This window comes from Clostridia bacterium (assembly GCA_024685775.1).
Lineage (GTDB): Bacteria > Bacillota > Clostridia > Christensenellales > CAG-1252 > CAG-1252.
This window is the reverse complement of the sequence record JAIKVL010000015.1, coordinates 10491-34011: the sequence shown is the minus strand read 5'-3', so window position 1 is coordinate 34011 and position 23521 is coordinate 10491. Positions and strand designations below refer to the sequence as shown.

18 protein-coding genes and 1 tRNA gene are annotated in these 23521 nt (G+C 55.2%); 6 read left to right on the top strand and 13 right to left on the bottom strand.

The window, feature by feature from the left end; all coding sequences use genetic code 11:
* On the top strand, window positions 1–661 hold a 661-nt coding region (locus K5753_03020), incomplete at its 5' end, for a DUF975 family protein (GenBank protein MCR4726171.1).
* Window positions 662–808: 147 nt separating this feature from the next.
* Window positions 809–884: transfer RNA gene (locus K5753_03015), tRNA-Thr, on the top strand.
* A gap of 341 nt (window positions 885–1225) precedes the next feature.
* Here the strand turns inward: K5753_03015 and K5753_03010 are convergent.
* From K5753_03010 to galE, 9 genes are all read right to left on the bottom strand, one after another.
* Window positions 1226–1390 carry a hypothetical protein gene (locus K5753_03010; GenBank protein ID MCR4726170.1) on the bottom strand — a complete coding sequence of 55 codons (165 nt, stop codon included), beginning with the start codon at window positions 1388–1390 and terminating at the stop codon, window positions 1226–1228.
* Between the two features lie 136 nt (window positions 1391–1526).
* Window positions 1527–2840 carry a chorismate synthase gene (aroC, locus tag K5753_03005; GenBank protein MCR4726169.1) on the bottom strand — a complete coding sequence of 438 codons (1314 nt, stop codon included), beginning with the start codon at window positions 2838–2840 and terminating at the stop codon, window positions 1527–1529.
* The gene (gene aroA / locus K5753_03000; GenBank protein MCR4726168.1) at window positions 2824–4056 is read right to left on the bottom strand and encodes a 3-phosphoshikimate 1-carboxyvinyltransferase; all 1233 of its coding nucleotides are present in this window, start codon (window positions 4054–4056) and stop codon (window positions 2824–2826) included. Before aroA ends, aroC begins: the two co-directional genes overlap by 17 nt.
* Entirely contained in the window at window positions 4053–4892 is an 840-nt protein-coding gene (locus K5753_02995; protein MCR4726167.1) for a prephenate dehydrogenase, read from the bottom strand. Before K5753_02995 ends, aroA begins: the two co-directional genes overlap by 4 nt.
* Window positions 4889–5899 carry a 3-deoxy-7-phosphoheptulonate synthase gene (gene aroF, locus K5753_02990; GenBank protein ID MCR4726166.1) on the bottom strand — a complete coding sequence of 337 codons (1011 nt, stop codon included), beginning with the start codon at window positions 5897–5899 and terminating at the stop codon, window positions 4889–4891. The genes K5753_02995 and aroF overlap by 4 nt, the downstream gene beginning before the upstream one ends.
* Before the next feature lie 164 nt (window positions 5900–6063).
* Window positions 6064–6279 carry a hypothetical protein gene (locus K5753_02985; GenBank protein MCR4726165.1) on the bottom strand — a complete coding sequence of 72 codons (216 nt, stop codon included), beginning with the start codon at window positions 6277–6279 and terminating at the stop codon, window positions 6064–6066.
* Window positions 6280–6355: 76 nt separating this feature from the next.
* Window positions 6356–12184 (bottom strand): MBL fold metallo-hydrolase, encoded by a 5829-nt coding sequence (locus K5753_02980; protein MCR4726164.1) that lies wholly within the window; start codon window positions 12182–12184, stop codon window positions 6356–6358.
* 15 nt (window positions 12185–12199) lie between these two features.
* On the bottom strand, window positions 12200–12688 hold the full coding sequence (locus K5753_02975) for a hypothetical protein (GenBank protein ID MCR4726163.1): 489 nt from the start codon (window positions 12686–12688) through the stop codon (window positions 12200–12202).
* 266 nt (window positions 12689–12954) lie between these two features.
* Window positions 12955–13950, bottom strand: coding sequence for a UDP-glucose 4-epimerase GalE (galE, locus tag K5753_02970; GenBank protein ID MCR4726162.1), 996 nt, complete (start codon window positions 13948–13950; stop codon window positions 12955–12957).
* A gap of 267 nt (window positions 13951–14217) precedes the next feature.
* Here galE and K5753_02965 point away from each other — a divergent pair, with 267 nt between their 5' ends.
* The 4 genes from K5753_02965 to K5753_02950 are packed head-to-tail and all read left to right on the top strand — an operon-like array spanning window position 14218 to window position 18518.
* Window positions 14218–15561: a tagaturonate reductase gene (locus K5753_02965; GenBank protein MCR4726161.1), complete on the top strand. Its 1344-nt coding sequence runs from the start codon at window positions 14218–14220 to the stop codon at window positions 15559–15561.
* Window positions 15558–16997 (top strand): altronate dehydratase family protein, encoded by a 1440-nt coding sequence (locus K5753_02960; GenBank protein ID MCR4726160.1) that lies wholly within the window; start codon window positions 15558–15560, stop codon window positions 16995–16997. The genes K5753_02965 and K5753_02960 overlap by 4 nt, the downstream gene beginning before the upstream one ends.
* Before the next feature lie 8 nt (window positions 16998–17005).
* Window positions 17006–17737 carry a DNA repair protein RadC gene (radC, locus tag K5753_02955; GenBank protein MCR4726159.1) on the top strand — a complete coding sequence of 244 codons (732 nt, stop codon included), beginning with the start codon at window positions 17006–17008 and terminating at the stop codon, window positions 17735–17737.
* Window positions 17738–17762: 25 nt separating this feature from the next.
* Window positions 17763–18518 (top strand): M48 family metallopeptidase, encoded by a 756-nt coding sequence (locus K5753_02950; GenBank protein MCR4726158.1) that lies wholly within the window; start codon window positions 17763–17765, stop codon window positions 18516–18518.
* Window positions 18519–18572: 54 nt separating this feature from the next.
* Here the strand turns inward: K5753_02950 and K5753_02945 are convergent, their stop codons facing one another.
* Genes K5753_02945 through K5753_02930 form a run of 4 tightly spaced genes read right to left on the bottom strand, consistent with a single transcriptional unit; the run spans window position 18573 to window position 23345 of the window.
* A complete protein-coding gene (locus K5753_02945; protein ID MCR4726157.1) occupies window positions 18573–19439 on the bottom strand; it encodes a stage 0 sporulation protein in 867 nt (288 codons plus the stop codon).
* A complete protein-coding gene (locus K5753_02940) occupies window positions 19430–20407 on the bottom strand; it encodes a hypothetical protein (protein ID MCR4726156.1) in 978 nt (325 codons plus the stop codon). Before K5753_02940 ends, K5753_02945 begins: the two co-directional genes overlap by 10 nt.
* Window positions 20404–21606 (bottom strand): aminotransferase class I/II-fold pyridoxal phosphate-dependent enzyme, encoded by a 1203-nt coding sequence (locus K5753_02935; protein ID MCR4726155.1) that lies wholly within the window; start codon window positions 21604–21606, stop codon window positions 20404–20406. Before K5753_02935 ends, K5753_02940 begins: the two co-directional genes overlap by 4 nt.
* Window positions 21603–23345, bottom strand: coding sequence for a phospho-sugar mutase (locus tag K5753_02930; protein MCR4726154.1), 1743 nt, complete (start codon window positions 23343–23345; stop codon window positions 21603–21605). The genes K5753_02935 and K5753_02930 overlap by 4 nt, the downstream gene beginning before the upstream one ends.
* Window positions 23346–23521 lie beyond the last annotated feature (176 nt).

Below are 23521 nucleotides of genomic sequence, written 5' to 3'. Positions count from 1 at the left end.
TCCCGGAAAGGCGAAATTCGCGATCGGCTGGATCTTCTCCATCGCATCCATCGTCATCGCGGGGCCGATGGCGTACGGACTTTCGCGCCTCGAAGTCAAAGTCGCGCGCGGCGACAAGAAGATCGACTTTAAAGATCTGTTCCTCAGATTCAAAGAAGATTTTACGAACACCATTCTTCTCGGATTCCTTCGCAACCTCTTCATCTTCCTTTGGACCTTGCTCCTCATCGTCCCGGGAATCATTAAAGCCTATGCGTATTCGATGGCGTTCTATATTCAACAAGACGATTCGGATAAAGAATGGCGCCGATGCCTCGATCTTTCGAGCGAAATGATGCGCGGCTACAAAGGAAAGCTTTTCCTTCTCGACCTCAGCTTTATCGGTTGGTACATCGTCGGCTTGCTCTGCCTCGGCGTAGGCGGGCTTTGGGTCGCCGCCTATCACTCGATGGCGAGAGCGCATTTCTACGATGAGCTCAAAGCCGCGCGCAGCGATCTTTTCGACGAACCCTCGGCTACCTCTTCCGAAGACGCAAGCGCGGAAAACGGCTCCTCGGAAAGCGACGTTTTCGGGTTTGAAAGCGGAGAAGCTCCCGCCGAAAAAGAGTACGTCGAACTCCCCTCGGAAGAGTCTTCGACCGAAGATCCCGAAGAAAAATAATCGAGCGATTTTTAAAAAATCAAACAAAACGCGCGGCGCAAAAACAAAAATTGCCCCGCGCGTCTTGTTTTCGGGGACAATTTGTCCGAAATCTCGCTTTTTCTATTGACAAACCCCCTAAACGAATATATAATAAGACAGTTGTTCGCTGCTATGGCTCAGTCGGTAGAGCACGTCCTTGGTAAGGACGAGGTCACCAGTTCAAGTCTGGTTAGCAGCTCCAAGATAAGCACTCTCTTTGAGGGTGCTTTTTCTTTGCCCGAGTCTTTACCAAGGACGGTTACGTAATAGAAGGGGACCCCGAGATATCAGCAGATATCTTGGGGAGAAGGAGCATTTTAGGAGTCACCGATAGGGCGAAGCAACGCGCACGCCCTGCCCGACGGACGAAAACGCGACGCGGACGAGGTCACCGGTTGCAAGTCCGGTTAGCGGCTCCCAAAAAAAGCTCGGTTCATCGCCGAGCTTTGATGTGTTTTGCGAACCTGAAATCGCCGAAAAATCATTGGCTACACAAAAATAGGGGCGATTTTCCGCTCCGAAAACCACCCCGACGGAATACTTTTATGACTCCTTTTTCTCGTCCGTTTTGATTCTCGTCGTCAACGTCCGAACCTCAAATTCGTACTGTTCTTTCGATAAAAGATTGCGCTCGTAAAAAATCTTGATCGTTTCGAGTTGCCTTTCGAGCAAAAACTTATTATCGTACTTCTTTTCTTTGTCTTCCATACTAAGCGGATCTTTTCAATATCCATTCTTTTCTCAAATCGGAATACCCCTTCGAACCGCTCTTCAAGCGGTTCCCGCATATTCGGATCGCAGGAGTCACGATGAACTTTGCAAAGATTTATACGGAAATGCTTCTTTACTTTTCAAGTTTCTTCGCTTCCGTCATGATCGTCTGATAGACGGCGGCGAAAGCGTCCGCCTCGTCCGCCTTTTCCGCGCGGGCGCGAACCTTTTCGAGGACGGCTTTTTCCCGCGCCTCGTTCAAGACGGGAAGGCCCTTTTCCTTTTTGACTTCTCCGATCGCGCGAACGACATCAAATCGCCGCGACAAAAGCGCGCAAAGCTCTTGATCCACTTCGTCTATTTGCGTTCTGAGCGCGTCGAGATCGCCCGCCCTATTTTCGCATTTCGCTCGCTCGCTTGCGAGAAGCGCGTCCAAAAGCGCGATCGCGACCGCCGATTCGACGACGGGAACCGCCCGCGGCACGATACACGCGTCGTGACGCCCTTTGATCTCGATCGTCCGATCGGTTTTCGTCCGGAGATCGACCGAGTTCTGCGCTTTTCCGATCGAGGGCGTGGGACGAAACGCGACGGAGAGGGTCACGGGGTTCCCGTTGCTGAGTCCGCCGTTGATCCCGCCCGCGTCGTTCTTAACGATCCTGATCTCGCCGCCGACAACGCGCAGCGGATCGTTCGCCTCCGAGCCGCGCATTTCGGCGAGCGCGAAACCCTTTCCGAACGAAACGCCTTTGACCGCGGGGATCAGATAGCAAAGCGAAGCGATCTTCCCTTCGAGAGAGCCGAAGACCCCGCCGCCGATCGCTCCCGGGAGCCCCGTCGCCGCGCATTGGATCTCGCCGCCGACCGAATCTTTTTCCGCCGCCGCTCTTTCGACCTCTTCAAGCATTTCCTTTTCGCCTTCGGGCGCCCAAATTCCTTTCTCCCCCGCGGAGAGCATTTCTTCGGTCAACCCGCTTTCGTAGCTTGCGCCCTGCGCTTTCCCGATCGAGCGGACCCACGCGGACACGCGCACGCCCTTTTCCGCCAAGAGTTCCTTCGCCGCGAAACCGAGCGCGCAAAGAGGCGCGGTCAATCTGCCGCTGAATTCGCCGCCGCCCGAGAAATCGAGCCTGCCGTCCATAAGGTGCGCCGCGTAATCGGCGTGAGAAGGACGGGGGATCCCGAAAAGCTCGGAGTAATCGCCGCTGCGAACGTTCGAATTTTTGATGATCGCGCAAAATTCCCCGCCAACCGTGATCTCGGGCGCGTCCGCTTCGATCCGCTTCGTCGAATAGACGGAGTTTTTCGCCTTGCGGCGCTCCATAAAGCGCGCGAGTCTTTCCCCGTCGAGCGAAACCGCGGGAAAACCTTTCGCCCGCACGCCGACTTCGGGCGCGTGGGACGTTCCGTAGACTTCAAACGATATGACGTCACCTTTCCACTTCATACTTACCTCCGCACGTTTCGTAATCGCGCCAAAACGCCGCGTACGATTTTTTAACGCAAGCGCCGTCGTCGATCTCGCTGTTTCCTTCCGCAAACGCCGCAAGGACGGCTTCCGACATCGCCATTCGGTGATCGGAAAATGCGCCGAACGCCGCGCCCCTCGGTTTTCCGCCGAAGATGCGGAGCGAATCGCCCTCTTCTTCCGAGCGGATCCCCGCTTTTTTCAGCATATCGCGGATTGCAAGCAGGCGGTCGCTTTCTTTATCTTTCAGCCGAGCCACGCTTTCAAGGACGCTCTCGCCCGGCAAAAACGCCGCGACGACGGACAGGATCGGCGCGAGGTCGGGGATCTTTTCGATATCCACCGTAAAGGGGCGCATTTCCCCTTTGCGAACGGTAACGGCCCCGTTTTCTTCCTTGACGACCGCGCCCGCTTGCTTCAAGACGGATACGATCGCTTTATCTCCCTGCGCGGAAGACGGAGTAAGCCCTCGGACGGAGACGCCCTCTCCGAGCGCGCCCGCCGCCAAAAAGAACGCCGCGCCCGAATAGTCGCCTTGAACGACGGACGTTTCGAGTCGATAGGTTTGATTCCCTCGAATCAAGAAAGAACCGCCATTTTTTTCGATCTCGATCCCCGCCTGTCGAAGCACTTCGAGCGTGATCTCGACGTAGGGCGAAGAAACGAGCTTGCCGACGAGCCTGAGCTCGCTGTCGCCCGAAAGGATCGGAAGCGCCATCAAAAGCCCCGTTACGAATTGCGAACTGACCGTCGCGTCGATCTCGAACAGACCCGAAGCGAGCCGACCGGAAACGGAAAGCGCGGTCGCGGTGACTCCGTGAGACGCGAGGCAAGAGACGAGCGCGCCCATCGGCCGCTCTCCGAGCCTTCCCTCCGCGACGAATTCCGCGCTCACGCCGAGCGCCGCCGCCAAGGGAAGCAGAAAACGAAGCGTGCTGCCGCTCTCGCCGACGTGGACGAGAGAAACGCCCTCTTTCTTCTTAAAAGCGCCGAAGCGAACGGAATCGCCCGAGAAGTCCGCGGCGAATCCGAGCTCGGAAAGCCCCGTGGCGGTGTGAAACGCGTCCGCGGAATCGCCGAAACGAAGGCTGCCGCCCGAAAGCGCCGCCGCGATCAAAAGGCGATGCGCGTACGATTTCGAGAGAGGCGCGTCGATCGCACCCGCAAGAGAAGAAGGAGAAAGCGCGATTTTCATTTTTTATCGATCTCCCGTTTGATTTGATCCCCTTCCGCGAGAAGGTCGCGGAGCGCGGTCTCATCCTTCGCGCCGAGCGCGTCGGAATACTTTTGCAAATTGCGGATCAACCCGTCGAGCTCTTCTTTCAGATATTCCGCGTTATCCGTCATCAGCGCGCTCCACATATCGGGAGAAAGCCTCGCGACGCGCGTCAGGTCGCGGTAACTGCCCGCCGAATATCCGCCGTGCGTCTTCGCGGTCTCGCTCTTGATAAACGCATTGGAAACGATATGGCAAAGCTGAGACGTGTAGGCGATCATTTTATCGTGATTCTCCGCCGTCGTAACGACGACGCCGCCGAAACCGAGATCCATAAAGAACTTTTTGAGTTCGGAAAGCGCGAAAAGATTCTCCGTCACGGGGACGAAGATCATCGACGCGCCGTCGAACAAGCGGACGGAACTATGCTCCACGCCGCTGTACTCTCTGCCCGCCATCGGATGCCCGCCGCAGAAAAAGACGGACGGATATTCCGCGGAAAGTTTCTTCATCGCGCGGGTTACGACGCGCTTATCGCCGCAGAAATCGAGGACAGCCGCGCCCTCTTTCATAAAGGGGAGGTAAGCCCTCGCCGCTTCTTCGAAATCGCGCGGATAGATCGCAATAACGAGGAGATCCAACGTTTTCGCGGTCTCTTTCGTCAAAGGCTCCGAATAGGCTTTCGCGAGGAGCGCTTTTTCCATAACGGACGGAGATCTATCCCATCCGAAAACTTCATATCCTTCCCGAACGAGGAGCCTGCCGAACGAGGCGCCCATCAGCCCGAGACCGACGATGCCGATTTTTTTGATCATACCGTCTTCCCCACCGCTTTGACGACGAGATCCGCTTCGTCCACGACTTCTTTGAATTGCTCGGGACGCAACGATTGCGCGCCGTCGCACAAAGCTCTCGGCGGATCGTTATGCACTTCGATCATAACGCCGTCCGCGCCTGCCGCCGCCGCCGCTTTAACGAGCGGTTTGACGTAACGCGCGACGCCGCTCGCGTGACTCGGATCGACGATCACGGGAAGGTGCGTCAGTTCTTTTAAGACGGGAATCGCGCTGATATCCAAGGTGTTTCGCGTCGCCGTCTCATAGGTACGGATTCCTCTTTCGCAAAGGACGATATCGTGGCAACCTTCGCTCATTAAGTACTCCGCGCTCATCAACCATTCTTGAATGGTGGCGGCGATACCGCGCTTCAACACGACGGGCTTACCCATCTTGCCGACCGCTTTCAAAAGTTCGAAATTCTGCATATCGCGCGCGCCGATCTGGACGACGTCCACGTCGCGGAAAAGATCGATATGCGTCTCGCTCATAATCTCGGTAACGATCGGAAGCCCCGTCTCTTTCTTCGCGAGGAGAAGCAGGCGAATGCCTTCGTCGCGCAAGCCTTGGAAGGCGTAAGGCGACGTCCTCGGTTTGAACGCGCCGCCGCGAAGCATCTTCGCGCCCGCCTTTTTCACTGCTTGGGCGACCTCGACGATCTGCTTTTCGTTCTCGACCGAGCAAGGCCCCGCGATATAAGTAAAGTGACCGCCGCCGAACACCGCGCCGCCGACGGAGACGACGGTATCTTCGGGGTGGAATTTGCGATTCGCCATTTTGAACGGTTCTTGGATGCGCTTGACGTCCTCGACGATATCCAACGAACGGACGAGATCGATATCGACGCGGCTCGTGTCGCCGACGAGCCCCATAACGAGGCTGTTTTCGCCTTCGCTGATATCGGTTTTGAGACCGAGGGATTTGATCCATTCGGTCAGATGTTTGTATTGCGATTCGTCGTGTTGCTTTTTGATAACGATGATCATAATTTCTCCTTTTCGCCCGCGCGGGCGCATTTCTTTAATAAAATAAAAGCGGCCGAATGGTTCGACCGCTTACAAGTTCTTCACACGCTAAAAACAGCCGATACCATTAAAGCTCCGCAACAAAATAATATGCGTAATAGTAAAAGCCGTTTTTAATCATAAGACTACGCGAGAAGTTTGAGCTCGTCAAAGACGATGACCGTGATAAGGTCGACGATGTAGAACAACGGAGCAAGGAAGAAATTCAAGATCGCGCCGATATAGTTCTTGCTTTGAATACGCTTTACGATACCCAAAATAATGTTCGTGATGGGGATGATCGCGAGAATCAAGTCAACGATTCTGCCGAAGCCGTAAGAGTTCTTCTTCTTGGTAGCCATAGTTTTTCTCCTTTATCAAAAAAATTTTGATTTATAAATTGATTATAACACGCGCTTTCCCCGTTTGCAAGCGTTTTTAATTTGCTTGCCACGAAGCGGGCGTCGTCCGATGGCTTTGGAACCAAGCGTTGTTCTTCAACAGATTATTGTTGAGTTCGCAATTTACGGAGACGTTGCCCGCGGAACTCGTAACGACGATCGTCCCATTCATCGCGTACGAACCCGTCGTGCTATATCCGGTGACGTACACTTGATCCGTCTGAGTGGCGATATTGTCGACCGTCGACTGATCGACCGGATTGGCGTTTGTCGCGCCCGGAATCGAAGCACTGATCGCGACGATCTCGGGTTTGATGACCGAGAGAAGCGCGGCGCTCGTTCCGTCCGCTCTGCCCTGATCGCCCGCTCTGAACAGCGCTACTTCGGGGAGCAGGTTATTCGCGATGAGGGACGCTTCGCCCGCCGCTTCCAGATCGCCCGTAAAGAGGAAGTACTTATCGCCGTGATTGAAGAGGACGCTGACCGAGAAGCTGTCGATATCGCTGATATCGCCGACGTGATCGCTGACCGAATGATACAGGATCGACATATACATTCCCGTGCCGAGAGAATAGGTGCTCTGCGCGCCGCCCTGCCCGTTTACGCATTGATCCGCGGTGTAGCAGACGGCGCCCGCGGCGACTTCCGCATCGCGCGCGGCGTAATAGTTCACCACCGTCGCGGAGGCGTCCGCCAAACCGTGTCCCGCAAACTCGATGATCGTTCCGACCTGATAGAGATCGAAAATACCCGCCTTGTCGCCAATCGTCGTAAAGCCTTCGATATTGACTTGCTGACCGTGGGTCGCGATGACGTATTCGAGAATGCCGTCCGTGCAATATTGATCGACGTACGCTTTGATCGAAGCCGCGTTTGCGTTTTTGCCCGCGTCGATCAAAATATCCGTCTCGCCCGCTTTGACGTACACGCATTCGCCGTAGGACCCGCCGTCGAGGCGAAGAATATGGAAGGTCATCGAACTTGAACCGTAGGTGTCGGCGTGGGGAATGACGGTCTTTCCGTTGATCGTAAAGTCGTAAGACAAGGCGTTCGAATCGCCGCTCGTCGCCCACTTATAATTCGCGGTGTCTTTGAGCGCGACCGAGACGACATGATGCGCCATCGCCGTCTGCGTGTTGCCCGAGATCGTGTAAAGGTTGTTCGCGGCGAGGTTATAAGTCTGTTGCGCGCCGTTATACATAAAGACCGTGCTGTCCGCCGCGGGTTCCGCGACCGAGACCTTATCGATCGTAAACGCGTAGGTCTTATCCCCGACCGTGGAATCCGACCACGCGGTATTGACCTTGTCTTTCAAAGCGACAGTGACGGTGTACGCGCCCGCCGCGGTCTTTACGTTATTCGTAACGGTGTAGGCTTCGTTCGCCGGGATATTGTACGTCTGCTCCTGACCGTTATAGACGAACGAGGTATTATCCGCCGCGGGAATCGAGACGAGAGTCAAATTCTCCCCCGCAGTCCAGCCCGTAGGCATCGTGCGGTTCGCTCGGAACCAAGCGGTATCTTTGAGTTTTGCGCTGCTGTTGGACCCCGCGACCGAAATCCCGGCGGGCGCGCTCGTAACGGTGATATTACCGTTCAGGGGGATCACCGTCGAAGTCCCGTCCGCATACTGCCCGGTCACGTAGACGCTGTCGCTGTACGCCGCGATGCGGTTGATCAAGGTCTGATTGGGCTTGTCGGAGGCTTTCGCGTAGCCGCTGACGCAGAAGATCGAAGGACTGATCTTTTGAAGCAGGGTCGTCCCCGCCGAGCTCGAACTGCCTTGGTCGCCGATCATAAAGAGGTCGACGGTCGGGAGCAGGTTATTCGCCGCGAGAGAAGTTTCGCCCGTCGATTCGAGGTCGCCGGTAAAGAGGAAATGCCTGTCGCCGTGCGTAAAGAGGACGCAGACCGAATCGTTGTTATAGTTCGAGGAATTGCTCTCGTAGCCGCCTTGATAAAGGATCGACAGATACATTCCGTCGCCGAGATTATAGGTGCTTTGCGCGCCGTCCGTCTCGTTTACGCATTGGAGCGCGGTGTAATGCGTCATCCCCGCGCCGACTTTCGAAGCGCGCGCGTTGACGTAGGTCGTCGCGTAGAAAGCCGCGCCTTGGTTCGTGCTCGGGAAATCGATGAGCGTGTCGATATCGAAAGAAGCGAAGATGCCGTTATCCGCCGCAAATCCGCCGATATTGTCTTGGTGCGGATGCGTCGCGATGACGTACTCGAATTTATTATCCGTAACTTTGCCGGAGAGGTAGGATTTGATCTCGTTCAAGCTCGTCGACTTGCCCGCGTCGATCAAAATATCCGTCTCACCCGCTTTGACGTACACGCAGTTTCCGTAAGAGTTGTTCGCGATGTTCAGGATATGGAAAGTCATCGTTCCCGAACCGACCGCGCCGTCTTTCGGAAGAGCGGTCTTCCCGTTGATCGTGAAATCATACGTCAGCGCGTCCGAATTGCCGCTCGCCGCCCACTTATAGTTCGCGCCGTCGGTCAAGGTGATCGAGACGGGATAATGCCCCATATCCGTTTGGGTAAGGTTATTCGAGATCGTGTAAAGCGCGTTCGCGGCGAGATTGTAGGTCTGCGCCGAGCCGTTGTACTTAAAGACGGTGGCGTCCGCCGCGGGTTCCGCGACCGAGGCCTTTTCGATCACGAACGGAAACTCTTTATCCGCCGTCGTGGAATCCGACCACGCGGTATTTACTTTGTCTTTCAAAGCGACGGTGACGGTGTACGCGCCCGCCGCGGTCTTCGCGTTGTTCGTAACGGTGTAGGCATCGTTCGCCGCGATCGAATAGGTTTGCTCTTGCCCGTTATAGACGAACGAGGTCGTATCCGCCGCGGGGATCGAGACGAGCGTCGGCGCGTTGCCGCCTTGCCCCACCCACGCCTCGGGGATCTCGCGGTTGGAGGAGAGCCAAGCGGTATCTTTCAAAAGGGTGTCGTTATTCGAGCAGGAAACCGTAACGTTGCCCGCCGAACTCGTGACGACGATATTGCCGTTCATCGCGTTGCCGCCCGTCGTGGTCTTACCCGTGACGTAGACGGCGTCGGTATAGGTCGCGACCCTGTCGATCCAATTCTGCGAGAGCGCGGAGCCGTCCGTAACGTACGCGCTTACGACGACGATCTCGGGATCGATCGCGGCGAGGAGCGCCGCGGAAGAGGACGCGTCGCCGCCTTCGTTGCCCGCTTTGAAGAGATCGGCTTTGGGCAGATCGTACCCCGCGACGAGAGAAGACTCGCCGAGTTCGAGATCACCGGTAAAGAGGAAGTGTTTGCTTCCGTGCGTAAAGAGCAAGCAGATCGAATAGTCGTTGTCGCCGCTCGCGGTGCGATCGTAATAGTACTGATACAGGACGGACATATACATTCCGTTGCCGAGATTATAGGTGCTTTGCGCGCCGTCCGTCTCGTTTACGCATTGGAGCGCGGTGTAGTAATTCGCGCCCGCCTGAACTTCGGCGTTTCTCGCGGTAACGTAATTGTTATAGAACGTGCCCGTGGTCTTCTTGTTCGGGAATTCGATGATCGTCTCGCAAGTATAACTCGCGAAGATACCGCTGTCGCCCGAGAAGCCGCCGATCGCGTAATCGCGAGCGTGCGTCGCGACGACGTATTCGAGCGTCCCGTCCGCGCACATACCGGACGAATTCAGATAGTTTTTGATCGCGGTAAGGCTATCCGCCGCCGCCCTGCCCGCGTCGATCAGAATATCGACCGAGCCGGCTTGAACGTACACGCAATCGGCAAAGCTGTTCGACCCGACGCGCAGGAAGTGGAATTTAAGATCCGCGCTGCCGTAGGTGTTCGAAGTCGGGAGCGTCGTGCGGCTCGCGATCGTAAAGGCATATTGCAAATCGTCCGAATCGCCGCTCGAAGCCCATTTGTAATTCGCGGGTTCGTTCAAAGAGACGGTAACGGGATACGTCCCGGCTGCGGTCTGAACGTTATTCGAGACGGTATAGTTCGCATTCGCCGCGACCGAATAGGTCTGCGCCGAGCCCGTGTACTTAAAGGCGGTGGTATCCGCTTGAGGCTCCGCGACGGTACCTTTCGCGATCGTAAAGGTATAGGTCTTATCCGCCGTCGTGGAATCCGACCAAGAAGTGTTCGTCTTATCCTTCAACGCGACGGTGACGGTGTACGTGCCGACCGCGGTCTGGACGTTATTCGAGACGGTGTACGCGCTGTTTGCGGGGATATTATAGGTCTGCGCCGAGCCCGTATAGGCGAACGCAGTGGTATCCGCCGCGGGGATCGAGACGACCGTAGGCGTGGGATCGCCGCCTCCGCCGCCTTCCCAAGCGACGGGCATCGTCCGATTTGCGAGGAACCACGCGGTATCTTTGAGCTTGGTCGCGTTATTCGAGCAAGTGACCGTCACCAGCCCCGCCGCGCTCGTTACGGTAATATTTCCGTTCATCGAGGTAAAGCCGGTATCTTCATAGACGGGGTTGCCCTTTTTGTCCACTTGGGGGACGCCGTCCTTGATCTTTTGCTGAATGGTTCCGACCGTCGTGACGTACACCTTATCGGTATAGGGCGCGACGCGGTTGACGAAAGCTTGCGAGGGGAAGGTGTTCGCAAGGTTCGAGGTATATTCGACCGAACCCGCGCAGCAGCAAACGCAGACGATCTTCGGTTTGATTTCCGAAAGAAGGGTGTCCGTCGTCGCGGTGTAAGAGCCGTGATGCCCCGCCTTGAAAAGCTCGACTTCGGGAAGATCGTTGCTCTCGACGAGAGACGCTTCGCCTTCGGCTTCGAGGTCGCCCGTAAAGAGATAGTGCTTGTCGCCGTGCGTAAAGAGGACGCAGACCGAGTAATCGTTCTCGTCCGAAGTGTTGTTCTCGTAGAAGCGTTGATACAGAATCGTCATACTCATCGACTTGCCGAGAGAGTACGTCCTGAATCCGCCTTCCGTGTTGTTATAGCATTGGAGCGCGGTAACGTGCGTCGCGCCGGCCTGAACTTCGGCGTCGCGCGAAGAAACGTAATTATTATAGACCTGCGAAGTCGCGTTCGTCCTCGCGAAGTCGATGATGACGCCGCACTCATAACGCGAGAAAATACCGGGGTTGTTCTTCGTGTCGGTAAAGCCCGCGATATGGTCTTGGTGGGCGTGCGTCGCGATGACGTATTCGAGTTTTCCGTCCGTGCAGCGACCCGCCGCGCTGACGTAATTCGCGATGGTCGACGCGCTGTTTTGGCGGGAACCCGCGTCGATCAAAATGTCGATGTCGCCCGCTTTGATATAGGTGCAGTCGCCCGTGTAGTTATTGCCGAGTTCGAGGAAATGGAAGGAGATCGTCTCGTCGCCGTAGATCGCGGCGGTCGCGGCAATCGTCCAGCCGAGGCTGATCGTCGCTTGCTGCTCGGAAGCCTGCTCGAAAGAATTTACGCCGTCGTTATTCAGATACGCCGTAATGCGGACGTAGCGCGGACTGCCGCTGAGCGCGAAGGTCTTTCCGTCGCCCATCGAAGCCTGCGTGATGTTCTCTCCGAGCGAACCGCCTGCGGAATTCAGAAGGTTGACCGTTATGTCGATATAAGGAGCGAGCGCGCCGGATTTCGCCACGGTGAATAAGCCTTGGACGTCACCCGCGGCAGAAGGATTCGTGCAGTCCAGCGTGATGTCTTTCGTTTTCTGCCGCGCGCTCGGACTGAACCCTTCGAGCGTAAAGTTCGTCTGCGCCGCGGTGTTGCTCGCGTTATTGATGCTGAGCGTCACCACCGGGTCTTCGACGGTGACCTGCACGTCTCGCGACCCGTTCATCTTGTAAAGCGCGACGCACGTTCCGACGATACCCGCGAGTAATACGATTACGATCAGTACAACAATCAGTTTTTTCATAGTTCGGTCCTCTCCTTATTGAGCATCCGTAAAGGCAAATTGAATCGTTCCGCCGATCCCCGTCGAGTCCGCGTAACCGCTTTCCACGGAAATGGCGATATAGTAGGTGGTTTCGGAAGTGATCCCGTTGATCGAGATCGTCCCCGCGCCCGTTTGGGTCTTTCCCGCGATCGGCGAGGCGCAAGCCGCGTCCGAATAGACGGTCACGGTAATCAGATCCATCGAGCAGACGATCGTGTCCGCAAGGGTGATCGTCAAATTCCCCGTTCCGGATTGCGGCGCGCTCGGGGAGCCGTCGAACCCGCAAACGAGCGGATAGACGGAAGGCACGCCCGGAGTCAGCCGGACGGACGAAGACGCCGTGCTGTTCAAGGTCAACTCAAACATACTGTCCGCCGTCAACGTCCCCGTCTTGGGCTCTGCGCTGTTGTATTCGAGAGCGAGAGCGCTTGCCGCGATCCCGACCAAAATAACAACGGCGATGATCAGTAGGATTCGTTTCATAGAAGATCTCCTCTTTCTACTATTTTCTTATTCCGGCGCGCCCATCGAAGCGCACCTTTTCCCGACTTCTTCTCCTCTCTTTCAAAAGGATCCGAACGATTCTCGTAAGCTCGAAAGTTAACGCGCACGCCCCTTCGGTTTCCTTCGCTCCCCCATTGTAAGCGCGGATAGCGGTGATTCGGCGAACGCTCCGCAAGAGAGCGGAAGGGCGCGTCCTCCTTGGACGTAACCGACGCGAACGACGCGGTAGAAAAGCATAAGCGCCGCTATCCGCGCTTACAACGGAAGTGCCAGAGTGACGCGCACATCTCCTCCAACCCCAGTTTGGCTTCCCAACCGAGTTCTTTCTTCGCCTTTTCCGCGCTCGCATAGACCGCGGCGATATCGCCCGCGCGGCGCGGCGCCATAACGACGGGAAGCTTTTTGCCACACGCTTTTTCAAAGGCTTTGATGACTTCCAAGACGCTGTATCCGACGCCCGTCCCGAGATTATAGATCCGGACGCCCGCTTCCGAAAGCTTTTTCAAGCTGGCGACGTGTCCTTTCGCAAGATCGACGACGTGGATATAATCGCGAACGCCCGTCCCGTCCTTGGTGTCGTAATCCGAACCGAAGACGTTGACGCAAGGCAGATCGCCCGTCGCGACGCGCGCGATATACGGAGTCAGGTTATTCGGGATCCCGACGGGGTCTTCCCCGATCAGCCCGCTTTCATGCGCGCCGACGGGATTGAAGTAACGAAGAATGACGACGGAGAGGTCCGGATCCGCCGCCGCGGCGTCCTGCAAAATACGCTCGATGAAAAGCTTCGTCGTTCCGTAGGGATTGGTCGTGGAAAGGGGAAAATCCTCTTTGACCGGAAGGCTCGCGGGATCGCCGTAGACCGTCGCGGACGAAGAGAAAATGATCTTATGGACGCCCTTTTCTTTCATCACTTCGAGAAGGGTCAGGGTGCTGTCCAAGTTATTTCTGTAATACTTTAAGGGGACCCGAACGCTTTCGCCGACCGCCTTCAACCCCGCAAAGTGGATCGCGAGATCGATCTCGTTCTCTTCGAAGACGCGGCGAACGGCTTCTTTGTCGCAAACGTCGATCTTATAAAAGTTTACGGGCTTTCCCGTGATCTCCGTGATCCGCTCGATCACGTCGTAACTGCTGTTTGAAAGGTTATCCGCTATAACGACGTCGTGTCCCTCGTTCAAGAGTTCGACGACCGTGTGACTTCCGATATATCCCGCACCGCCCGTAACAAAAACTTTCATAAATTCTCCTTGCTTTCTTAGCGGCGCGCGCTCGTGCACTAACGCCGTTGAATAATATTATACAATATATTCTCTCATATTTCAAGAGCGAGTTTTTCGCGCTTTTACGCGCCGAAAAATCGCGCCCGATCGCAAAAATCCGACGGCGAGATTCTTTCTTCGGCGGGAGTAAAGGCGCGTCCGTCATAAAAAATGCGGAATTGCTTGTAATTCGACGCGTGAAAGTTGTATAATTTTTCTAATAAAAAAATCATAAAGGAGCGAATTATGGCAACCGTATTGCAATTCGGAGAAGGCAATTTCATTCGTAGCTTTATCGACTACTTGATCCAACTCAGACAAGACGCGAAAGGAGACGGCGAAAGCGTCGTCCTCGTTACGCCGATCGATAATCCCAACTGGGAGATTTTCCGCAAGAGAAACTGCGCGTATCACACCTGCGTTTGCGGCAAGGTGGACGGGAAAGCCGTCAAGGAATACACCCTCGTGAACGTCGTTAAGGACTGCGTAAACCCCTATCGCGAGTTCGATCGTTACGAGAAGGCGTATCTCGATCCCGAACTGAAAGTCATCATCAGCAACACGACGGAAGCCGGTATCGCTTTTAACGCGGCGGATACCTTGACCGGCGATCTCGGGACTTTCCCCGCAAAGATCACGAAGATCCTGTACGCCCGCTTCAAGAAGTACGGCGAAAAAGGAAAAGTCGAGCTTCTTCCCTTGGAGTTGATCGAAAAGAACGGCGAGACCCTGAAATCCTATATCTTGAAATACGCGGATATTTGGGAGCTCGAAGAAGAATTCAAAGCGTTCGTAAAGAGCATCAAAGTCTATAACACCCTCGTGGATAAGATCGTTCCCGGATTCCCGAGAGCGAACGCGGCGGAGCATTTTGCCGCGATCGGCGAGGAAGATCCCCTTTTGACCGTCGGCGAAGCTTTCCTCTCTCTCGTCATCGAAGGCGACGAGTCTTTGAAAGAAAAGCTCCCGTTCCTGAAAGATCCGCGCGTTATCTTTACGACGAGCGTTAAACCCTATCGCGAAAGAAAGGTCAAGATCCTGAACGGGCTTCATACCGCCCTTGCTCCGATCTCCCTTCTCGCGGGCGTGGAGATCGTCCGCGACGCGGTCAACGACAAAGACCTCTTCGCTTATGCGGACGCGCTTGCGAACGAAGAGATCATCCCGACGATCGATATGGATAAAAACGCCCTTCTCGCTTTCAAAAAAGCGGTGTTGGAGCGTTTCTCGAACCCCTATATCGATCACCTGTTTATGTCCATCATTCTGAACAGCGTTTCCAAGTGGAAGACCAGACTTTTGCCTTCCTTCCTCGCCGCGGATAAGAATAACCGCAAACGTATGCTGTTCGCGCTCGCCGCGCTTTTCTGCCTGTACGACGATCCCGAGTTCAAGATCAACGACGACGAATCGGTCAAAGTGTTCTTCTCCTCGTCGCTCCCCTTTGAAAAGAAGTACGAAGCGTTTATCCGCAACGAAGCTTTCTGGGGAATGGATCTCGAAGAAAAAGAAGGCGTGTTCACCGATTCTTTGGCGTACGTCAAAGCCATTAAAAAGGGCGAGATCCGCGAGACGCTGAAAACTTTATGAACGATCTCATCATTTTGAACGAAAAAGATAACGTCGGGGTGCTGAAAAAGCCCCTCGGCGATTTTCCCATGGGTCACAAGATCGCCTTGAAAGACGTCAAAAAAGGCGAAAAGATCATCAAGTACGGCTACCCGATCGGCGTGGCGACCGAAGATATCAAAAAGGGCGATTTCGTCCACACGCATAATCTTCAAAGCGCGCTGACCGCGGAAGCGTTGACCTACGTCTACGAGAAAAAGCTCCCCACTCTTCCCCCCATGCCCGAAAGAAACTCCGTCATGGCGTACCGCCGCGGAAACGGCGTCGCGGGGATTCGCAACGAGCTTTATATCGTCCCGACCGTCGGCTGCATCGCGGGCAGTGCGGAAAACATCGCCCGCGCGTTCAAAGAAAAACACAAAGGCGAAATGCAGGTGGACGACGTCGTCGTCCTTACCCACCGCGTCGGTTGCTCCGAACTCGGCGACGATCTGACGAGGACGCGCACGATGCTCGTCAATCTCGCGAAAAACGGGAATTGCGGCGGCGCTCTTTTCCTCGGGCTCGGCTGCGAAGAAAACAGAATGGAAGACTTGCGCGCCGTCGTTCCGGACGGAGAACGCGTCCGCTTCTTGGTCGCGCAGGAAGTCGAAGATGAAGAAGTCGAAGGCTTGCGCCTGCTCGAAGAGCTTTACTCGGTCGCGAAGAACGACAAGAGAGAGAAAACGCCCCTTGCCGAATTGACTTTCGGCGTCAAATGCGGCGGAAGCGACGGCTTTTCCGGGATCACCGCGAACTATCTGATCGGAAGAGTCGCGGATCTTCTCGAAGTCTGCGGCGCGAAAGTCATTCTCGCGGAGACACCCGAAGTCTTCGGAGCGGAGCAAACTTTGATGGAGCGCGCGAAGGACGAAACCGTTTTCCGCGCGATCGCCGACCTCGTCAATAAGTGGAAAGAGTTTTACGGTTCGCACGGCGTAAACGTCTACGAAAACCCCTCCCCCGGCAACAAAAAAGGCGGGATCACGACCCTCGAAGAAAAATCTCTCGGCTGCGTCCAAAAATCGGGAAAAGGCGAAGTCAAAGCCGTCCTTTCCGAACTCGAAAGAGCGACGGAAACCGGGCTCAACGTCATCGAAAGCCCCGGAAACGATATCATTGCCTGCACGACGCTCGCCGCGGCGGGCGCGAACGCGATTATGTTCTCGACGGGAAGAGGAACGCCGCTCGGCTCGATCGTCCCCACCGTCAAGATATCCTCGAACTCCGCGCTTGCGGAAAAGAAAAGCGGTTGGATCGACTTCAACGCGGGCGATATTTTATTCGGAACGCCGACGGACGACGCCGTTCTCGCGCTTTATAACGAGCTTTTGGATGTCGCGGAAGGAAAGCCCACCTCCTGCGAAACGCGCGGCGACAAGCAGATCGCGCTTTTGAAAACGGGCGTCACCCTCTGATCGAAACGATGAAAACGAACATGCACGACGGGCATCGGGCGCGGCTCCGCGAAAAGATCGAGAAATTCGGCATTCGAGTCTTGGCGGATCACGAAAAACTCGAATATCTTTTATATCCTTTCGTCCCCCGCCGCGACACGAATCCCATCGCGCATGAACTCATCGAAACCTTCGGCTCGTTGAACGGCGTCCTCGACGCAAGCGTCGACGAGCTTTCGAAAATCAAAGGCGTCTCGAAAAACGCCGCGCTCTTTCTTCACACGTTACCCGAATTGTACGTCTACTCGGCGGAAGCCCCGAAATTGATCTTGCATAACGCGGAAGACGCTTCGGCATATGCGATCCGTAGGATCGGAAAGCTTCCCACGGAACGTTTTGTCTGCCTCTTCTTGGGCGACAAAGGCAAAGTCCTTCGGATCTGCGATCTTGCGGAAGGAAGCGGAAACGCCGTCGCCGTAAACCGAGAGGAGCTCGTCCGACTCGCGATCCAATGCGACGCGAAGATCGTGATCTTAGCTCATAATCACCCGAGCGGGGACTTATACCCCAGCAACGCGGACATCCTCTCGACGAACACGCTCGCGCAATCGCTTTTCTTTTTCGGGATCCGACTTTGGGATCATATCATCGTTTCGGCGACAGCCTCGTTCAGCATGTTGAATCACGGATTGATCGAATCAAGCGAGGAATTCAAAAAGAAACCTCTTCCCTTCGAACGGATCGTAAAGGGTTCGATCTGATTTTCTCTGAACGGAGCTTTTTCCCGTGATGCGACGCGCCCTTCCCCTTTCGAAACTACCTTCCGAGACGCAAACGATCTTTGTTTGCCTTCTCGGACGAAACCGCCCCGTCACCCTTTTCCGAAAATCCATCAAAAACATCTATCTGCGCGTCTCGCGAGAGGGCGCGATCACTCTTTCCGTCCCGAAGCGGACGAGCGAAGAGAAGATCGAACGCTTTTTGAGTGAGAAACGGCGCTGGCTCGAACGACAGCTCGCGAAGCGTGAGAACCGAGAGGATCCGAGCGTTTCCCCCACCCTCGCGGACGGATCGTTCGTCTTCTTCTTGGGTCAAAAGCGCGTCCTGCGGCGGGAAAAAGCCGCGAAAAACGAGACCCGCTTTTTCGACGATCCCTACGAGATCCGTCTTCGCCTGAAAGACCCGACGGACGACGCCGTCGCCACGCGCGTTTTCAAAGAAAGCCGCCGCCTCGTTTTAGAGGATCTGCTCTGCGCTTACGTCGATCGCTGGATGCCCGTTTTCGAAAAAAGGAAGGTCGCGCGCCCCGAAATACGCATCCGCGCGATGCGCTCTCTTTGGGGCAGTTGCGCCTATAAAAAAGCAAAGATCACCTTAAACGAAAATCTGATCCAAACCGATCCGAAAGCGATCGAGTACGTCGTCCTGCACGAACTCACGCATTTCCTTTATCACGGGCACGACGCCGCCTTTTACGGGTTTTTATCCCTGCATATGCCCGACTGGAAAGCGCGGAAAAAACTTTTGAACGGAGAACGATAAAAAAACGAGAGGAACGCCCTCTCGTTTTTCATACGTCGCTTTTCTCTTTCGCGCTTATTCCTCGTCGCCCTCGTCTTCCTGCTCTTTCTTGTGGTTTCCCTGCTGCTGAGGCGCTTTAACGATCTTGATCTCTTCGAGCGGAAACTTTTTGATGACGTAGGTATCGTCCACGAAAACCTTGCAGGTCACGATCTTCTTCAACATATCGTTGGACTCGACGACCGCGGGGCCGTCCGGCGTAACGACTTTCGCGTTCACCTTGGGCATTTGCTTAAAAACTTCCGCGTAATACTCGTTTTCGTACTTCAAGCAGCACATCAATTTCCCGCAGATCCCGCTGATCTTGGTCGGGTTCAGGGAAAGTCCTTGCACCTTCGCCATTTTGACGGTGACTTTCTCGAAATCCTTCAAGTACGCGCGGCAGCAACATTCCCTTCCGCACATTCCGAGAGCGCCGCGCTGCTTTACGTCGTCACGCTCGTAAAGCTGGCGAAGCTCGATGCGGGCGTGAAGCGCGCTCGCAAGCTCCTTGACGAGTTCGCGGAAGTCCACCCTTTCTTCCGAAACGAAACACAAGACGACGCGTTTGGAATCGAAGGAGACTTCGGCGGAGATGAATTTCATATTTACCCCGAGTGCGACCGCTTTGTCGCGCGCGATCTGTAAGGCGCGCGGCTCGGACTCTTTCGCCTTTTTCGCGCTTTCGAAATCGCGGTAAGACGCCTTGCGGAGCACCTTTTTGAGCTCTTTCGGGCAATTTTCCTCGTCCACCGTTTCGCATTCACGGGTGATCTGCCCCATTTCAAGCCCTTTCGCGGTCTCGACGATGACGACGTCGCCCACGGCGTAGGATTCGCTGCCCGCGTCGAACGAATAGACCTTATTGTTATTATCGAATTTCACATATGCGATCATCGGCATTTGTATTTTACCTCCACCAGTTTCAGCATTAAATAATCCGCTACGTTCATCGCGATGCAATTCGCCTTCAAACGCTCGCGGCATTTCAAAGTTACGTTCATCGCCTCTCCCGCCGCGGAAAGCGAGTACATCTCGGCGATCTTCCCGATCTCGGGTTCCTTTTCGCGAAGCGCGACCGGAAGCCCCGCGTGATGACGGATCACGTCCGAAAAGACAAGCTCGATCATCGAAAGCGTCGAAAGGATCCTTTCTTTCGAAAAAATCGGATTTTTCAGATAATTATGGACGTCCGCGCTGCTTTTCAGCCCGACCAAAAGATCCGCCGCTTCGCTTGCGTGGCGCGCGAAATCCTCGTCCGCCGCGAACGCCCGCGCCTTCGTAAAACTGCCCTGCGACAGCCTCGCCCCCCGCTCGGCTTTCTCTTCTTCCACACCCGAAGCGACCAAACCTTCTTTGATGCTTTCTTCGGAAAACGCAGACAAAACGATCTGCTTTACGCGCGACGTAACGGTCGGAAGAACGGTCGCCGCGGAAGCTGCGCTCAATATAAAATGCACGCCGGGAAACGGCTCTTCGAGCGTCTTCAACAGTTTATTCTGCGATTGCTCGGAAACGCACTCGAAATTCTTGAAAAAGTACAGCTTTTTCCCGCCTTCGAACGAAGTCAAGCCCGCGTCTTCCGTCACTTCGGTCATTTCTTTTACGGAAAAGTTTTCGTTTCCTTCCGCGAGATACTTGACGTCGGGTTTGCTGCGAAGCAAGATCTTTCTGCATTCTTTGCACGTGCCGCAGGCGTCCTCGCAGTAAGCGCGCATCGCGATCAGGGAAAACAAGGTATCCACCGCGTCCTTATCCTCGGAAAGAATAAAATACGCGTGGGAAAATTCTCCGCGACGGAGATCGGATTCGATCGTCCGAAACGCGGACGACGCTCTCACCTGTTTTTCATACCGCAACGCCTCTCTCATTTCGCCTTTATTGTACCACCCGACAAGCCGAAAAGTCTATCTAAATTCTCTTCGAGGACCTTGACCGCTTCCGCCGTAAAGACCTCGCCCTTCTTGACGAGGGGAACACCGGGCGGATAGACGCCGACGTCTTCCTCGCTTACTTTCCCGATAAGATCGGATAAATCCGCTTTTTTTGCGTTTTTCCCATCGAAGCCCGCGCATAAGGAAAACAGGGTTTCGAGAGAATCTTCGTTAAACGGCGTCACGATAAACGTGACGGAATCCGCGTTTTGCGCTTCCGCGAAGATCCCGTTTTTTTCGAGATACGCGCCGAGCGCGTGCCCTCCTTCCGGGCGAAGGACGGTCAGCCGCGTAAAATCGTCCGCGGGAAGCACGGAAAGGGTCTTATACTTCTTTTTCAAATCGTCGAGCCTCTGTTTCAGCTCGGCATACAGCCTTTCGCCCTTTTCTTCCATAAACTCGCGCGCGTAGTCCAGACTCGCCATCACGAGATAGGAAGGGCTGGTGGAAACGCACTCTCTGCGCGCCGAGACCGCGGCGTCGTAAAACTTCCTTTTGACGTGAAGCATCGCGCCGCCCGTATAAACGGGGAGCGTCTTATGCGCGCCGTGGATCACGAAATCCGCGGAATTTACCGCGCTTTTCGGCAAAAGAGGGCTGAACGCGAAATGCGCGCCGTGCGCCTCGTCCACGAGAAGGATCGCCCCCGTCCTCTCGCAAAAAGCGACGACTTCCGTAAGGTCTTTCACGCGCCCGTAATAGTCGGGCGAAGTTACGCAGACGACCTCGATCTTTTCGTTTTCCGAATCCGAAAGGTCTTTTTTCTCGACCACGGAAAGAGAAAAGAGCCGCGCGACGGAATGAAAACTCTTATGCATATCGCCGAGGAAGGCAATCTTTTTATCGCGCAAACACCAAAGCGCCGTTCGAACGGCGTCCGTCGCCCCGCCCGCGAAAAAGAGGGTCTTCTCCGCGCCGTAAGCCTTCGCCGCGAGTTCTTCCGCCTGACGGATCACGCCGACGGGCGACGCGAGGTTATCCGAAAACGAAAGCTCGGTGATATCGAACGCGCAAGACGCGTAAAGACGCTCTCTTTTATCCTTAAAGAGAGCGCTCGGATCACCGCCGTGCGAGGGCATATGGAAACGCCCTTTTACGGCGGCGTAGGCTTCGATCGCGTCGTAAAGCGGTTTCACTCGACGTAGCCTTTCATCTCATCCAAGAGCGCGGCGGCTTTTTCCGCGGCGGCTTCCGCGCTTTTCGCGCTCGCGGAGACGTACAGTTTGAGCTTCGGTTCCGTCCCGGACGGACGGATCGCGACCCAATCGCCCCCTTCGAGAGAATAGTACATAACGTCGCTCTTCGGGAAATCGATTTTCTCCTTTTTGCCCGAAACGTCCGTCTTTTCGCCCGCAAGGAAATCCGTCACGGCGACGACTTTGTATCCCGCGATCGACTTGATGTCGACGGCACGGAGAGCCTTGGTCTTTTCCGCCATGATCGCCATTCCTTCCAGCCCCTTGAAATAGACGGAGATCGTCTTTTCCGCGTAATAACCGAGGGCTTTATAGATCTCCTGCAAGCGGTTGTAGACGCTGACGCCGACGCTCTTATAGTAGCAGACCATTTCCGCGAAAAGCATCGTGGAGACGACGGCGTCCTTATCCTTCGCGTGCGTTCCCGAGAGATAGCCGTAGCTTTCTTCGTAGCCGAACATAAAGGTGTGCGCGCCCGTTTTTTGGAACAGGTCGATCTTTTCTCCGATGAATTTGAATCCGGTCAGGACGTCGAAGCAAGTCGCGCCGTACGACTCGGCGACTTTCTTCGCGAGCGACGTCGTGACGATGGTTTTGACGCAAGCCGCATTCGCGGGCAGCGTCCCCTTCTCCTTATGGCGGCGAAGGATATAGTCCATCAAAAGCACGCCCGTTTGATTCCCGGTCAGCAGGACGAATTCGCCCTTGTCGCTCTTGACCGCCACGCCCATGCGATCGGCGTCGGGATCCGTCCCGATGACGACGTCGCTTCCGAGGGCTTCCGCGAGTTTGATCCCGAGGGTCAAAGCGTCCGGCATTTCGGGGTTCGGCATTTTGACGGTCGGGAACTCCGAATCGGGCTCCGCCTGCTCGGGGACGACGTTGAACGGGATATGCATGCGGGAAAGGATCTCCGTCACGGGTTTATAGCCGCTTCCGTGCAAAGGAGTGTAAACGATTTTAAGATTCCCGCCTTCTTTCTCGACCGCTTCGGGAGAAAGCGAAAGTTTTTCGATGCGGGAGAAATAGGCTTCGTCCACGCTTTTTCCGACGACGGTGATAAATTCTCCGATCTTCTCGCCGTCTTTTCCCATAACGTCCGCGCGGCTGTCGGTAGCCGCCGCCTTCGGAACGCCGAAATAATCGCATTTTTCGATATACGAGACGACTTTCGCCGTCGCCTCGGGAGAGAGCTGCGCGCCGTCCGACCCATAGACCTTATAGCCGTTATATTCCTTCGGGTTATGGCTCGCCGTGATCATGATCCCCGAAAAGGTTTTCAAATAGCCGACCGCGAACGAAAGGATCGGGACGGGGCGAACGTTCTCGAACAAATAGACGCTGACGCCTTTCGCCGCAAGGACTTTCGCCGCTTCGAGCGCGAATTCGAAACTCATTCTGCGCGTGTCGTAGGAAATGACGACGCCTCTCTTTTTCGCTTCTTCGCCGACTTCCGCGATATAGGAAGCGAGCCCCGCCGTCGCGCGGGCGACGGTGTATAAATTCATACGGAACGTTCCGAGTCCGATCGTTCCGCGCATCCCCGCCGTCCCGAAAGACAAGGGCATCGAGAAACGCTCCGCGATCTCCTTTTCGTCCGCCGCGATCGCGGAAAGCTCCGCCTTTTCGGCAGGCGACACGTTCTTTAACCAATATTCGTAATTTTCAGAATAATTCACGATAAAACCTCCGTATCGGTATTGCTCTTATTATAACAAATTTTCCCCGCGCGAACAAGTGCCGATTTTCAATTTATCGGGCGCTCCGTAAAGAAAAAAGGCGGGTTTTGCTCCCCTCGCCCGAGTGACGCGATTTTTCGCTTAAAAAACTTTCGTTTTTCCCTTTTCGGTAGTAT

Excerpts from the sequence above, each read along its gene's own strand:
- K5753_02985 (MCR4726165.1), bottom strand. The coding sequence starts at position 6,279 with ATGGCTACCAAGAAGAAGAACTCTTACGGCTTCGGCAGAATCGTTGAC.
- aroA (MCR4726168.1), bottom strand. The coding sequence starts at position 4,056 with ATGAAAATCGCGCTTTCTCCTTCTTCTCTTGCGGGTGCGATCGACGCG.
- K5753_02980 (MCR4726164.1), bottom strand. The coding sequence starts at position 12,184 with ATGAAAAAACTGATTGTTGTACTGATCGTAATCGTATTACTCGCGGGT.
- galE (MCR4726162.1), bottom strand. The coding sequence starts at position 13,950 with ATGAAAGTTTTTGTTACGGGCGGTGCGGGATATATCGGAAGTCACACG.
- aroC (MCR4726169.1), bottom strand. The coding sequence starts at position 2,840 with ATGAAGTGGAAAGGTGACGTCATATCGTTTGAAGTCTACGGAACGTCC.
- K5753_03010 (MCR4726170.1), bottom strand. The coding sequence starts at position 1,390 with ATGGAAGACAAAGAAAAGAAGTACGATAATAAGTTTTTGCTCGAAAGG.
- K5753_02940 (MCR4726156.1), bottom strand. The coding sequence starts at position 20,407 with ATGAGAGAGGCGTTGCGGTATGAAAAACAGGTGAGAGCGTCGTCCGCG.
- K5753_02945 (MCR4726157.1), bottom strand. The coding sequence starts at position 19,439 with ATGCCGATGATCGCATATGTGAAATTCGATAATAACAATAAGGTCTAT.
- K5753_02995 (MCR4726167.1), bottom strand. The coding sequence starts at position 4,892 with ATGATCAAAAAAATCGGCATCGTCGGTCTCGGGCTGATGGGCGCCTCG.
- K5753_02960 (MCR4726160.1), top strand. The coding sequence starts at position 15,558 with ATGAACGATCTCATCATTTTGAACGAAAAAGATAACGTCGGGGTGCTG.
- radC (MCR4726159.1), top strand. The coding sequence starts at position 17,006 with ATGAAAACGAACATGCACGACGGGCATCGGGCGCGGCTCCGCGAAAAG.
- aroF (MCR4726166.1), bottom strand. The coding sequence starts at position 5,899 with ATGATCATCGTTATCAAAAAGCAACACGACGAATCGCAATACAAACAT.
- K5753_02975 (MCR4726163.1), bottom strand. The coding sequence starts at position 12,688 with ATGAAACGAATCCTACTGATCATCGCCGTTGTTATTTTGGTCGGGATC.
- K5753_02965 (MCR4726161.1), top strand. The coding sequence starts at position 14,218 with ATGGCAACCGTATTGCAATTCGGAGAAGGCAATTTCATTCGTAGCTTT.